We start from the raw sequence: 13,683 nt of genomic DNA, 5'->3' as shown, positions 1-13,683 counted from the left end.
CATCGCAACTTCATAGCTTTGAGGTGATAAATCTCAAGAGCCATGAAACAAACTTTCTTACTTGCGGCCGCACTTTTGAGCGGTCTGATGAGCTGGGGACAGATCCAGGTCCCACAACCCAGTCCTTCATCGATGATGAAACAAACCGTTGGCCTCACCCAGGTTACAGTAGAATATTCCCGCCCCTCGATGCGCGGGCGTACTATTTTCGGAGATTTGGTCCCTTATGATGCCATTTGGCGTACGGGAGCCAATATGAATACGACCATTAGCTTCAGCGATCCGGTTACCGTGTCAGGAACGACTCTGGAAGCAGGGACGTACGCCATCTACACCAAACCAGGTATGGATAGCTGGGAAGTCTATTTCTACACGGATACAAATAATGGCGGATTGCCCCGTAAATGGGATGATAGCAAAGTAGCCGCCACTGCCACAACCCAGGTATACAAAATGGAGGATCCGGTGCAAACCTTTACCATCACAATCGATAACCTTACCAATAACGGTGCTGTCATTGGTATGCTTTGGGAAAACGTATATGTAGGTGTCCCTTTTGAAGTTCCTACGGCAACCAAGGCCCAGGCCAGCGTTGAAGCGGTAATGTCGGGACCTTCTGCCAATGATTATTTCCAGGCAGCTTCCTACTACCACGACGAAGGGATGGATCTGGCTAAGGCCAAAGAATGGATTGACAAGGCAGTCGCTGCCAATCCAAAGGCATTCTGGATGTCCCGCCGTCAGTCATTGATCTATGCTGCTATGGGCGATACCAAAGGCGCTATTGCAGCCGCCAAAAAATCCCTGGCCGCGGCCGAAGATGCGGGCAACAACGATTACATCAAAATGAACAAAGACAGCCTCAAAGAGTGGGGCGCAATGTAATTGGACATAAATACAGGATCAAAGACCCGGCTCAAAGGCCGGGTTTTTTTATAGCTCGGCAGGCTCCTGTTGCAAGAGGCGGTCAAAACTCTCTATGATGAGCGCCAACAACATAACTACAACACAACCTACGGCATTGAGCCAGAGGTAAGACATCCAGTCGAGGTACCAGATTACTATCACGATGACCTGAGTGATCAGGGCTGCCACAAACACCGAATTCCCGCGTACATAGCGTACGAAAAAAGCCAGCAAAAATATACCCAGGACATTTCCATAGAATATGGAACCAATAATATTCACTAGCTGGATTAAGTTGTCGAACAGATTGGCAAAGCAGGCAATGAGTATGGCAATAACGCCCCAAAGCAGCGTAAAGAACCGGCTTACCTTGAGATAGTGTTTCTGATCCATTACCTGGTGTGTATTTCGCTTGTACAGGTCAAGGGCGGAAATCGTACCCAGGGCATTGAGCTCGGAAGCGGTTGACGACATGGCTGCGGAGAGAATTACGGCCAGTAACAGGCCAATCAATCCCCGTGGCAGGTAATTCAGGATAAAGTGGATAAAGACATAGTCCTTGTCATTCGTTTCAGCTCCAGGATCTGCTTTCGCAATCATTTCCCGGGCAGCCTCCCGGTTATTCTGTTCCTTGCGGTTTATCTCGAGGATCTTTTGCTTGGCATCTACGGTTGCCGTGTATTCCTTGAGGTCAAGGGCAGCTGAAAAGTTTTCCTGCGCCATCTTCTTTTCCACCTCCAGTTCCCTGTGGGCGGTTTCCAGCACCTGGTACTCCTCGGCATATTCCGAATCCAGGACACTTTGAGTCGCAGCCGGGTTAAAGTTCAGGGGAGAAGGATTGTACTGATAGAAAACGAAAACCATAACCCCGACCAGCAGAATAAAGAATTGCATAGGGATTTTGAGGATTCCGTTGAAAATAAGTCCCAATTGACTTTCGCGCACGGACTTGCCGGATAGGTAACGCTGAACCTGACTCTGATCGGTTCCGAAATACGCCAGCATCAGGAACATTCCCCCAGTAATTCCGCTCCAGAAGGTGTACCGGCTATCCGTATCGAAGTCAAAATTGAGGATATTCAGTTTTTCGCTTGCCCCGGCCACCTTAAGGGCTTTGCCAAAGGTAAGGTCGGTGGGCAGATACCCGAGAATGAAAAAGAATGCCATAAACATCCCCAGCATGATGATAAACATCTGTTGCTTCTGGGTAACGTTGACCGCTTTAGTTCCTCCGGAGACGGTGTAAATGATTACCAATATCCCGATTACGATATTCAGGATTGTCAGGTCCCATCCCAGCACAGCTGATAGGATTATCGAAGGCGCAAAAATGGTGATTCCCGCAGAGAGTCCACGCTGGATAAGAAACAGGACAGCTGCCAGGGTTCTTGTCTTTAAGTCGAACCGTCGTTCCAGGAATTCATAGGCGGTATAGACTTTGAGATGATGGTAGATTGGAACAAAAACCAGACAAATTATAATCATTGCCAGTGGCAGCCCAAAATAAAATTGAACAAAGCCCATCCCATCGTGAAAGGCTTGCCCCGGAGTGGATAAGAATGTGATCGCACTGGCCTGAGTAGCCATTACCGAGAGCCCTACGGTTAACCATTTGGCTTTCTTGCCGCCCTGCACATAGTCTTCTACGCTTTGGCTCCCCCGGGTTTTCCATACCCCATAGGCTACGATAAAAAGTAAGGTGCCAGCAAGTATGATCCAGTCTAAAGATCCCATATCAGGCGTTTGAGGTCATGATAAAATAGAACACCAGAAAATAAATGGCATTGAGGATGAGCACGAGCGTATACTCGCGCTTCCATACCATTTTTTCCTTCATTTCATCCCTTAATTTCACGATCTTCTTTTGGTTCTTCTGCTCCGATAGACAGCATATTGGTAAAGAGCTTAAAGGCTCCGGGTACTCCGGCGGGCAGTTCCCGGAAAAAGCTCAGTCCGGTGTAAATGTAATGACCTTCTCCGTAGGGGGCCACAAGGAGACTACCGTCTTTGCGAGATTCCCCGGGATCATTCATACCCAGAATAGGCGTAAACTGACTATCCCAACTGTCGGGGAAGTACAGTCCGCGTTCCTGTACCCAGCCCTCAAAGTCGGCTTCTGTAATTTTGTTTGGGAAATTCAGCACGGGATGGTCCCCTGCAAGCAGGCTCACTTTCGCATTTTCATCCGAAACCCGGTCCCTGGACAATTGTAAGGCGTAAGGACTCAGGGAAGAAAAATCCCGGGGGCCGCGTCCGGAGGTATTGTATTGGGTAATCATGGTTCCTCCCTGCGCTACGTATTCCAGGAGCACTGGATTCTTAAAAGGAAGGTCATCCAATACATTGTAGGCCCGGATACCCAGCACAACAGCGTCCATACCCTGAAGGGCTTCGGCACTGATATCGTCTACTTCAAGGCGATGTACCGTATAGCCAATGGCTTCCAGAGATTCAGGGACTGCGTCACCCGCTCCCATAATATAACCGATATGCTGCCCTTTCTTTTGAACGTCCAGGCGTACTACGCGAACCTGTGCTGGCATGAGTACCAGTTGGGTTGGTACATGATCATAGGCTATAGTTATCAATTCCCGGTCATATATTTCGCCTTCAATTTGGATTTCGGGTCGGATACTCCCTTCGCTTGCATTATTAGGGGGAAGGACTTCAAAGGTGAAATCCTTTTCCTCTCCTGCGGTGGCCAGGCTAAAATTGTATTGAGCCGGATTTACGGACCAGCCTTCCGGGATATTCAATTTCAAGGTGCCCTGTTGTCCGGCTGCCTGTGCCTTCAAACTAACTTGCACGGGTTGTGCCAATTCGTTGGGAAAGATCACAACTGTCTCTGTAAATCCAGCGGTAACAGGCGGAACTATGTCGAATTGTTTGTATCGCTCACCTTTGTCGGGCTCCGCATACCGGTGAATTACCGGCAAGTTTATGTGCATTGAATTACCTTCAATCTCAATATTCAAATCAACGGAGAAGGCTGCCGGAGTTTCTGGTTTGCCGATAAGACCTTCCTCAGGAACATTGTACATACCCAGGGTGGCCGCATCTCGTAGCCAGTAAGGCCCTGTAAGTTGTTGGTCTTTGTCAATGTTGAGCGTCACCGGAAGCACATGGCGTTTGTTTTGGGTGAGGTTCAGGGTGGTGTCGACCTGCATTCCGCTGTTGCCAGTTATCCCCAAAAGTTTTACCGCAGCCTCACTGCGGTTTATCAGTTCTATGGAAACTCTGGCTGTTGCGCCAGGGACCCCGGTGGATTCCTGAGATGAGGCCTCGAGGTACAGCCCAGCAGTCCCAACGATGAGGTTTTTGAGTTCTATTAATTTACGATCCCGCCAAAACCCTGGTTCTAAACCGCTTAATTTTTGATAGGCTTCCAGGAGTTTGGGTAAGTGCGCTGCAGGATTGGCAAAATTAAAGTTCTCTGCAATGGGGTAGAGGATTGCTCCCACGGCCGAACCACCTGCGATCCGCCCCCAGCTGGTATCAATTCCCTCGAAAAGGTCGTTACCGCTGAGTGGCATTCCTTCGATAAGCTCCAGAAATTCTCCTTCCGAGCCCCTGCGCAACGGACGCCCAAAGCCCTGACAAAGGTGCTGGCTACTGGCCATTGAGGCAATTTCATTATTGGAAAGCCCGCGTTCAGGATAATAGACACCGACGTCTAATTGCACTAAATCCCGTTCCTTCATCGCCTCCAGGAAGCGCTCTTCACTTCCGTAGAACCACCAGGAGGTATTGTGAAAGATACGCTTGGGTTGCCAGGTATCCAGGGTTTCCAATTGTTCGGGATAGGCGTTGGAATCTCCGGTAAGTGCAAAGGCTTCGGTACTCAACATAGCCGAAGCTGTATGATGCCCGTGGGTAGTTCCCGGAGTTCGGTGATCAAATCGGTTTACGATTACATCCGGCCTGAATTGACGAATAATGCGGACTACATCGGCAAGAACCTCGTCTTTTTCCCATATGTTGAGGGTTTCATCGGGGTGTTTGGAATACCCGAAATCCACAGCCCTGCTAAAAAATTGTTCACCACCATCTACATTTCGAGCTGCCAACAATTCCTGAGTCCGCAGTACGCCTAGAAGCTCCCGTAATTCCGGACCGATGAGGTTTTGACCTCCATCTCCGCGAGTTAACGAAAGATAGGCTGTCCGGGCATGTACCGCGTTAGACAAATAAGAAATGAGGCGCGTATTCTCGTCGTCGGGGTGGGCTGCCACATAAAGTGCTGACCCGAGAAAGTTTAATTTTTGCAGGTCGTTATAGAGATCTACTGAACTGCTGGTAGACGCACGTTGCGCCGAAAGAAGAAGTGGAAGAAACGCAAAGAACAGTGTGGCCCTCTTCAGGATGGCAATCATGTCTGGCTTGTTAGCGGTGGTTCACCTCAAAGATAGGGAGATTTTGACCGCAGGCGCTGTAGCTTTAAAACTTCTTTAACATCGAAGATTAAACAAAATCGCAAGTCTAGAACTCACTGTCGATTTCTGGGGGAAGCTGGGTGACCGCTTTTTGAAGAAAAAGACTATTTGGGTAGGTAACGAGCTCCCCGCCAGGTTTGCGCAGATGAACGTGAAATCCCCGGATATCCTCAATAGTATAGTCTACCTTTTCCTCTAATTCTTTATCATGGATTCTTATGCGGTCGCCGATTTTATAGGGAAAACTAAAAAACAGGATAATTCCCGCAGTTACGTTACTGAGAATAGACCAGGTAGCGAACAGGGCAACGCCAATCACCGCAAAAACCGAGGAGAAAATCAATCCCAGGTCCTTGATATTTATCCCCCAGATAAAGACCAGCGCTACGATCAGCAATACACTATGCATAATGAGTATATACTTGCTGATCAATCGGGTACGCACTTCATTGAGGCTGCTTATCCTGCCAATTCTGCGAATAGTCTTGAGTGCCAGGGTTCTGGAAATCAATATGATTATAATACACACCAGGGTGGTGAGTAATTCATTTTGGTAGTTCGAAAGGAAGCTCTCCATATGCTTAGTCGAGGCCCAGGCTATCGCGAAGAATAACATCGGCGTTACTGTTTTTAGTCCAATAGGGGGTTAGTAGTCGGTTCTTGCGTGTTGCGGTGGTCGTCAGCATCTTCGCCCCCGCACCAAAACCGTCCGGATAGGTTTCTGACCACCCTTTGATTCCATAAGGGAACTCACCTTCGAAATGGATCTGCAGGGTGCGGTTCAGCTCAGGGTAGGTCAGGGTGTACGTACGCTGTGCTCCGGGATCACTCAGGGTAGCCTGTACGGTATATGCGCGGATCGGTTGATGTTTAAGGCGAAGATACTCCAGAGAAGGAACGGCCCGAAGTTCGCCCAGGGGAAGTCTTTCCGGTGCAATGCGCAGGCGCATCCAGAGTTCATCCTCCGTAATTTCAAGAGGAAGCTTAAAATCCTGTTCGCCTTCGCTTTCGAAATAACTGTGCCCAATTACTTGCAAGGAGTCCCTGCGATTTAGCTGGGTATAGACATGTCCGCACCACTCTTGAACCGAGGTCGAAATCTTGCTGGCACCCATATGATCCCCAACAGGATAAAAGATGCTACTCATTATGGAATAGGGGTAAAGGCCCGTTAAGAATTTCTTGGTTCTGTTTAACTTCAGTACGGATACTGTACTGCTGTCTGTACGATCGTCTTTGACTTGTTTCACCGGGTCAAACGGTTCCGTTACATATATCAGTACAGCTTCCCCATCCCGAAGTTCTCCATATCTCGCCTGACTGAGCTCGTATGAGGTGAGCTCCGCCTGCCCGGCATACCAATACGATCTGAATTCGGCGCTCAGGGGGAAGGGTTTGGCAGCTGCTTCTTCGGGGGCATCGACAACTTCGGATTGTTCCGGAGTTTCTGTGCAATTCCAGAAGAGTGCCAGGATTATTACAGGTATCAAATAGTTCAGTCTCATCTTGCAGTTTTTACTAAAGTTACTCAAAATCCGGCGGTTGCCAGCTCTTTTAGGGTTCTGTAAACCAAATGGGTAGGAAGGCCCATGACATTGGTGTAGGAGCCTTTTATAGATACAACTCCAATCATCCCAATCCATTCCTGTATACCATAGGCTCCCGCTTTATCCATAGGATTACCGGCCTCTATATAGTAGTCGCATTCCTCCTGACTCAATGCAGCGAATTCGACCTCGGTTATCGCATGGGATACCCACGTCTGGGAGGAAGTTCGAAAGCAAACTGAGGTAATTACTTCATGGGTCTTACCCGATAATTCCAGCAGGGTTCGGCGGGCTTCCCCGGAGCTACGTGGTTTTTCCAGTACGCGATTTTCCATCCATACAATGGTGTCCGCCGTCAATAGTACGGTGTTGGGTGGAACATCCGTCATAATCCGGCTCGCCTTGGTTTGGGCCAGGAAATCTGTGATTTCACTGCCTTTTAATTCCGTGGGGTAGTCCTCGGGTCCGTCTTGCGTTTGCACCTCGAACGAATAGCCCAAAGCTTCGAGCAAGGCTTTTCTGCGCGGGGAGGCTGAGCCGAGTATGATATGCATGATATTAGTCGTTAGAAGCATTAAAGTGATTCTCCCAGTCGCCACGAACTTTGAGCACCTGCTCAACGATATCCCGGACACAGCCCTGGCCGCCGTTGAAATGGGAAATGTAATCACTCACTGCCTTTATTTCAGGTGCCGCGTTTTGCGGGCAGGTGGCAATTCCACAAAGTTTCATAGCAGGAAGATCCGGAATGTCATCCCCCATATAAAGCAATTCCCCCTGCTTCAGTTCATAATCCAGTATGTAGTCACGAAGTACTTCTTCCTTGTAACCCGCGCCCAGAAAGATATCGGTAACCCCTAATCCTTTTAAACGCTGGCGGACGCCTTCATTGGAACCTCCACTAATAACGCAAACCCGATACCCTTTATCAATAGCTGTTTTCACGGCAAAACCATCGCGCACACTCATTTTCCGCAGCAGTTCTCCTGAGGTGGTGATCAGGATGGAGCTATCGGTGAAAACGCCGTCGACATCAAAAACAAAAGTGGTTACGTCCTTGAGTTTCTCTTTATAGTTCATGGTGTGCTGTTACTTTTTGTTGGAATAGGTTTCAATGATACTGTCACTTAAATGGCGATAAAGCGTCCGAAGCGCCGGGGTATCCAGCAATCCGAGATGCCGGGCGATGGTGTTCTCATCACCCCTGCGGGCAGGCCCTGTTTGTGCGTCAAAAGCGCCTATTTTTAATGCTTTACTAAAAGTCTCTTCAAGTAAAGGATTAAGACTATCCCCGGCAAGTCCGGACCCTTCCAAAATGTTTTGAGCCAAATAAATCAGGTGGTTGCTAAAATTATTGGCAAGGACTGCCGCCAGGTGCAAACGCAATCGTTGCTCAGAATTCGCATGATGTGTTTTAGCGCCTAAAGCGCCTGCAAGGTTTTCGAGATCGCGTAACGTTGGTGCCGATGTGGCCTCCAGAAAGACCGGAACATCCTCTAAACCTATAATCCTGTCTGCAGAAAAGGTCTGCAAAGGATAAAATACCGCCGTATGCTTTGCTGATTCAATCTCGGACAATGCCTTTGCCCCGGAATGATGGACAACCAGGGAATCCCCGAAATCAAAAGAAGCGGTGAAGCTTGCCAGGGAATCGTCTGGAAGCGCCAGGAAATAGCAATCGGCCTGAGGCAGACGGGTATCCAGGCGTTGAATCCTAACCTGCCAGTCAGAACCACGGAAGTCTCGTTCTTTCCGCCCGTAAATCCCTGCAAAGTCCAAACCCGCTGCCTTTTCCAGCGAATAGGCCAGGTTTACCCCGAGGTTTCCACTTCCGATAATAGCAATCCGTTGCACAGGTAGCAAAAATACGCCATTATGCACTATTTTTGCACTCAAAATTGCGTCTGAATCTTATGCTGAAAGCCTTCGAGAAATTCTTGTTTTCTACCCGATTTATGGCCGTGCTATTCCTTGGATTGGCTGTAGCCATGGCCTTCGGGACCTTTATAGAAAGTTGGTATAGTACAGAAACGGCACGAGTATGGATCTATAATACCTGGTGGTTCGAAGGTATTATGGTGCTTTTCGTTGTCAACTTTTTCGGGAATATCCAGCGATATCGACTGCTCCAATGGAAAAAATGGCCCGTCTTACTCCTCCACCTGAGTTGGATTCTCATAATCGTAGGAGCGGCCATTACCCGATATATAAGTTTCGAAGGCATGATGCCTATTCGGGAAGGCGCAACGGAGCGGGTTTTCTATTCGGATAAAACCTACCTGACGTTATTAGTCGATGGGGAAATGAATGGGCAGACCATGCGGAAACCCTTGCAGGAGGAAATCATTGTTACCGAAGAAGCGCTTAAATCAGGACTGCCCTGGAATACCGATTTCGACGGGACTCCTGTCCGCGTTGATTACGCAGGCTTCGTAAAGGGTGCGGAATTGGGAATTGTACCCGATCCGGCTGGAGACCAATACCTGAAGGTGGTTGAATCGGGAGGAGGAACCCGGCATGAACACTACCTGAAGGAAGGGGAAATTGCGAATATCCACAACATCCTGTTTACCTATAACAACCGGCAGGCCGGAGCTGTCAATATTATCATTAACGATAGCATACAAAGTATAGAATCCCCTTTTGCCGGAAGCTTTATGCGGATGGCAGATCAATTCAGCGGGGTAGTGGCCGCAGATAGTATTCAGCAGTTACAAATGCGATCCTTATACACCCTTGGGAGTCAGCAGTTTGTGCTTCCCGATCCCCCGGTGCGCGGTCGGTATGATGTGGTAGCTATCCCTGAAAATGAGCGCACCGACAATGACCTGGATGCCTTGCTGGTCGACGTCACCATTGGTTCGGAGACCCAACAGTTAAAGCTCCTGGGGAGTAAGGGAAGGGCCGAGTACAATGAGCCCAGTACCATAGGGGGATTGCAGGTACGCGGTTCCTACGGTTCCAAGGTTTATGAACTGCCATTCAGCATTACCCTCAACGATTTTATTGCGGAGAAATATCCGGGAACCGAGCAGGGGTATGCCTCCTTTATGAGTAAGATAACGGTACGGGACAGCCTGGGCGGAGAGCGTCCGTTTGATTATGACATATACATGAACCATGTTCTCGACCATAAGGGGTATCGATTCTTCCAGGCGAGCTTCAGCCCTGACGAAAAAGGCACGGTACTTTCGGTGAATCACGATTGGTGGGGGACCTGGATCACCTACATTGGATATTTCCTGCTGTACATAGGGCTTATGGGCATTATGTTCTTTGGGAAAACCCGATTTAAAGATCTCGGGGCGCAGCTGGAAAAACTGAAGAAGAAAAAAGCAAGACAGGCCGCTGCTGGTCTGTTCTTTCTGGGTATGCTGCTGGGAGTAACGCAGGTACAGGCTCAACAAACCCAGGGTACGGATCCCCAGGCCGCGATCCCAGTCAACTCACCACCTGTTTCGAATTCGCAAACAGAAGCAGCCGCGTTGAACCCAGCTGTTGAACAGGATCATTTGCACCGGCAACTCCCGCCAAAGGAACTCATCGATTCCCTTATTCTTGCAACGGCCATACCTTTGGAGCAGGCTGAAGCCTTTGGCCACCTCGTGATCCAGGACGACGGAGGACGGATGAAGCCGGTGAATACCTTTTCCTCCGAGTTACTTCGGAAGATCAGTTTTAAAAGCACCTACAACGGACTCAGTTCGGACCAGGTATTGCTGTCTATGCTCATGCAGCCCAACCTCTGGACTGTTGCAGAGTTTATTGCGCTGGACAAGAAAACCCAAAACGATAGTATCCGAAGCATGATAGGCGTTCCCAAGGACCGGGAATATGTCAGGCTCATTGAATTCTTTGACGAGAATGCACAAAACAAACTGGATCCCGTTCTCAGGGAGGCCTTTGCCACGAATACTCCGGACAAATTCCAACAGGATTTTAAGGATGCCTACTTCCGCCTGGGGCTCTTAAACCGTGCTTTGAGCGGCGAAATCCTCAAAATATTCCCCCTGATTGACGACTCCAATAACAAATGGATTTCTGCTCCGGATTATGCTACAGGAGACTACGTGGTGCGGGATACCTTGTATTCCAACTTCATCCGCAATTCCATGAATTTTTACCTGATGACTCTGCAGCAGGCGCAACAGACCGGGGATTATTCAGAAGCGGACAAACTGTTGGCTGCTTTCCGGCAGAATCAATTGAACCACGGAAGTGCCGTCCGCCCCTCCGATAACCGAATCGAAACAGAAGTTGTCTACAACAAGCTGGACATATTTAACCGGCTTTATAAATACTATGCCCTCAGCGGCTTGTTGCTGTTTTTTGTACTGGTCTTCCAGATTTTCCGGGAGCGGCGAATTTGGGATATCGGGAATTTCTTCTTCAAAGGGGTGATTTGGCTGTTGTTTTTCTGGCACACCATTGGCCTGGTGCTACGCTGGTATATATCAGGTCACGCGCCCTGGAGCGACGCATATGAGAGTATTCTCTATGTAAGCTGGGCTACAATGGCCATGGGGCTGGCGCTGGGCCGAAAGAGCGATATGACTATTGCCGCTTCGGCTTTCGTAACTTCTATGTTGCTTTGGATTGCGCATCAGAGCTGGGTAGATCCCGCCATTGCGAACTTGCAACCGGTGCTGGACAGCTACTGGTTAATGATACACGTGGCCGTGATTGTGGGAAGTTATGGACCGCTGACCGTGGGTATGATCCTCGGGGTAGTCTCCCTAATTCTAATATTGCTCACTACGAAAAAGAACAGGGAGCGCATGAAGCTCAATCTGCGGGAACTAACGGTTATCAACGAACTGTCGCTTACCGTAGGCCTGGTGATGTTGACTATTGGAAACTTTCTCGGCGGACAATGGGCCAATGAAAGCTGGGGGCGTTACTGGGGTTGGGATCCCAAGGAAACCTGGGCGCTCATTTCCATAATGGTATACGCTTTTGTGATACACACCCGATTGATTCCCGGACTCCGGGGCAACTGGACCTTTAACTTCCTGAGCATACTCGCTTTCAGTTCCATAATGATGACCTATTTCGGGGTTAACTTTTACCTAGCCGGCCTGCACAGTTATGCAAGCGGAGCACAGGTGATTACCCCTTCTTTTGTGTGGTACACCCTGTTAGGGGTGCTCATCCTGGGCGTCCTCAGTCGTTGGAGATACCAGGTGCATTACCATAAAAAATAGCTTGGTTTTAGGCCGGATTCAGATTTTTTCGCAATATTTGCGGACTATGATTGATTAAGAAGCCCTTCGCGATCCTTCCGGAACTTCCCGGAAAAGACTGGAAATACAGACTTCAATGCCCCTTAATCCTGCGGCAAGACGTCAGTTTCCGGTAATCCTTTACCACAAACTTCTTAATCATGTCGATCAATCCATTTAAATCACGATACTTCAAGTATTTCCTTCAGGCCCTCAAGGGTTCTCATGGGGATTTCACCGAAGGCAGCGTACGTAAAGCCATTTTCATGCTCTCCATTCCAATGATTCTGGAGATGATGATGGAATCCGTCTTTGCCGTTGTAGACATCGCCTATGTGTCCAAGGTTAGCGTAAATGCTGTAGCCACCATAGGCCTGACCGAATCTGTTATCACCTTACTTTACGCAGTAGCCATTGGCTTAAGCATGGCAGCAACTGCCGTTGTTGCACGCCGCATTGGTGAAAAAGACGTCACCGGAGCCCGAATAGCCGCTGTGCAAGCCATAATCCTCGGGAGTGTCGTGGCGATTACCGTCGGTATATTCGGATATATCTATGCCAAGGATATCCTCCAGTTAATGGGTGGAGAGCAGGATCTTATTGAAGAGGGCTACGGATATACCCAATGGTTGATCGGGGGAAATATCACCATAATGTTGCTGTTCCTGATCAACGCGATATTCCGGGGGGCGGGGGATGCTTCCGTGGCCATGTGGGTTTTGGTGCTTTCCAATGGCTTAAACATTATTCTCGATCCTATTTTTATTTTCGGATGGGGGCCTATCCCTGAATTCGGGGTAAAAGGGGCTGCTATTGCTACCAATATAGGCCGGGGTACCGCGGTGCTCGTCCAACTGGCGATCCTGTTCTTAGGCTGGAGCAGAATAAAAGTTACCCTGAGGAATTGGGTGCTGGATCTGAAAGTTATGTGGAATCTGGTACGGGTTTCTCTTGGGGGAATTGCACAATTCTTAATCGGAACCAGCAGTTGGGTATTCCTCATGCGATTAATGAGCGAATTCGGAAGCGAGGTGCTGGCCGGCTACACCATTGCCATCCGGGTAATGATGTTTACGCTGATGCCTTCCTGGGGTATGAGTAATGCGGCTGCCACCCTGGTTGGTCAAAACCTGGGAGCGGGCAAACCGGAACGCGCAGAGACTTCCGTATGGAAAACCGGAAAATACAATGCCTGGTTTATGGGATTGGTATCTATCGGTTACCTGATATTTGCCCCCACCATCCTGGGCTGGTTCAACGACGTACCCGCTGTAGTGGAGAACGGGGCATTATGCCTGCGGGTTATCGCGGCGGGTTACATATTCTATGCCTACGGAATGGTGGTTACTCAAGCCTTCAACGGTTCCGGGGATACACGAACCCCAACGCGTATTAATCTGGTAGCTTTCTGGTTATTCCAACTCCCCTTTGCCTATTTCGCGGCAAAAGTTCTGGATTATGGCCCTATTGGAGTATTCCTGGCCATAACCCTCGCCGAGGTTTTACTTACCGTACTGGCGCTGCTGGCTTTTCGCAAGGGGAAATGGAAGTCCTTCCAGGTGTAAACCAACGCTA

Annotated in this window: 10 protein-coding genes; 3 read left to right on the top strand and 7 right to left on the bottom strand. The window is 49.1% G+C overall.

The annotated features are described in order from the left end of the window. Positions 1-42 precede the first annotated feature (42 nt). Entirely contained in the window at positions 43-885 is an 843-nt protein-coding gene (locus BM318_RS10040) for a DUF2911 domain-containing protein (RefSeq protein WP_092982483.1), read from the top strand. A 48-nt stretch (positions 886-933) separates the two neighbouring features. Here the strand turns inward: BM318_RS10040 and BM318_RS10035 are convergent, their stop codons facing one another. From BM318_RS10035 to BM318_RS10005, 7 genes are all read right to left on the bottom strand, one after another. Continuing rightward, on the bottom strand, positions 934-2,640 hold the full coding sequence (locus tag BM318_RS10035; protein ID WP_092982482.1) for a sodium:solute symporter family protein: 1,707 nt from the start codon (positions 2,638-2,640) through the stop codon (positions 934-936). Positions 2,641-2,744: 104 nt separating this feature from the next. Then, a complete protein-coding gene (locus BM318_RS10030) occupies positions 2,745-5,279 on the bottom strand; it encodes a PIG-L family deacetylase (protein WP_092982481.1) in 2,535 nt (844 codons plus the stop codon). 106 nt (positions 5,280-5,385) lie between these two features. After that, positions 5,386-5,955: a mechanosensitive ion channel domain-containing protein gene (locus BM318_RS10025; protein ID WP_245759803.1), complete on the bottom strand. Its 570-nt coding sequence runs from the start codon at positions 5,953-5,955 to the stop codon at positions 5,386-5,388. Continuing rightward, the gene (locus tag BM318_RS10020) at positions 5,921-6,844 is read right to left on the bottom strand and encodes a septum formation inhibitor Maf (protein ID WP_092982479.1); all 924 of its coding nucleotides are present in this window, start codon (positions 6,842-6,844) and stop codon (positions 5,921-5,923) included. The genes BM318_RS10025 and BM318_RS10020 overlap by 35 nt, the downstream gene beginning before the upstream one ends. A 23-nt stretch (positions 6,845-6,867) precedes the next feature. Continuing rightward, the gene (locus BM318_RS10015) at positions 6,868-7,443 is read right to left on the bottom strand and encodes a Maf family nucleotide pyrophosphatase (RefSeq protein ID WP_092983488.1); all 576 of its coding nucleotides are present in this window, start codon (positions 7,441-7,443) and stop codon (positions 6,868-6,870) included. 1 nt (position 7,444) lies between these two features. Further along, on the bottom strand, positions 7,445-7,966 hold the full coding sequence (locus BM318_RS10010) for a KdsC family phosphatase (RefSeq protein WP_092982478.1): 522 nt from the start codon (positions 7,964-7,966) through the stop codon (positions 7,445-7,447). A gap of 9 nt (positions 7,967-7,975) precedes the next feature. Continuing rightward, positions 7,976-8,740, bottom strand: a complete 765-nt coding sequence (locus BM318_RS10005; protein ID WP_177218296.1) for a Rossmann-like and DUF2520 domain-containing protein — start codon at positions 8,738-8,740, stop codon at positions 7,976-7,978. A gap of 59 nt (positions 8,741-8,799) precedes the next feature. Here BM318_RS10005 and ccsA point away from each other — a divergent pair, with 59 nt between their 5' ends. Beyond that, positions 8,800-12,090, top strand: a complete 3,291-nt coding sequence (gene ccsA, locus BM318_RS10000) for a cytochrome c biogenesis protein CcsA (RefSeq protein WP_092982476.1) — start codon at positions 8,800-8,802, stop codon at positions 12,088-12,090. A gap of 179 nt (positions 12,091-12,269) precedes the next feature. Next, a complete protein-coding gene (locus BM318_RS09995; protein WP_092982475.1) occupies positions 12,270-13,673 on the top strand; it encodes an MATE family efflux transporter in 1,404 nt (467 codons plus the stop codon). Positions 13,674-13,683 lie beyond the last annotated feature (10 nt).

The sequence above is a fragment of the Robiginitalea myxolifaciens genome (assembly GCF_900115205.1).
In the GTDB taxonomy this organism is placed as follows: domain Bacteria; phylum Bacteroidota; class Bacteroidia; order Flavobacteriales; family Flavobacteriaceae; genus Robiginitalea; species Robiginitalea myxolifaciens.
This window is presented reverse-complemented; position numbering and strand designations above follow the sequence as displayed.

Bases quoted from the DNA above. Each gene is read 5' to 3' on its own strand.
- BM318_RS10040 (WP_092982483.1), top strand. From the start codon at position 43: ATGAAACAAACTTTCTTACTTGCGGCCGCACTTTTGAGCGGTCTGATG.
- BM318_RS10035 (WP_092982482.1), bottom strand. From the start codon at position 2,640: ATGGGATCTTTAGACTGGATCATACTTGCTGGCACCTTACTTTTTATC.
- BM318_RS10030 (WP_092982481.1), bottom strand. From the start codon at position 5,279: ATGATTGCCATCCTGAAGAGGGCCACACTGTTCTTTGCGTTTCTTCCA.
- BM318_RS10025 (WP_245759803.1), bottom strand. From the start codon at position 5,955: ATGTTATTCTTCGCGATAGCCTGGGCCTCGACTAAGCATATGGAGAGC.
- BM318_RS10020 (WP_092982479.1), bottom strand. From the start codon at position 6,844: ATGAGACTGAACTATTTGATACCTGTAATAATCCTGGCACTCTTCTGG.
- BM318_RS10010 (WP_092982478.1), bottom strand. From the start codon at position 7,966: ATGAACTATAAAGAGAAACTCAAGGACGTAACCACTTTTGTTTTTGAT.
- ccsA (WP_092982476.1), top strand. From the start codon at position 8,800: ATGCTGAAAGCCTTCGAGAAATTCTTGTTTTCTACCCGATTTATGGCC.
- BM318_RS09995 (WP_092982475.1), top strand. From the start codon at position 12,270: ATGTCGATCAATCCATTTAAATCACGATACTTCAAGTATTTCCTTCAG.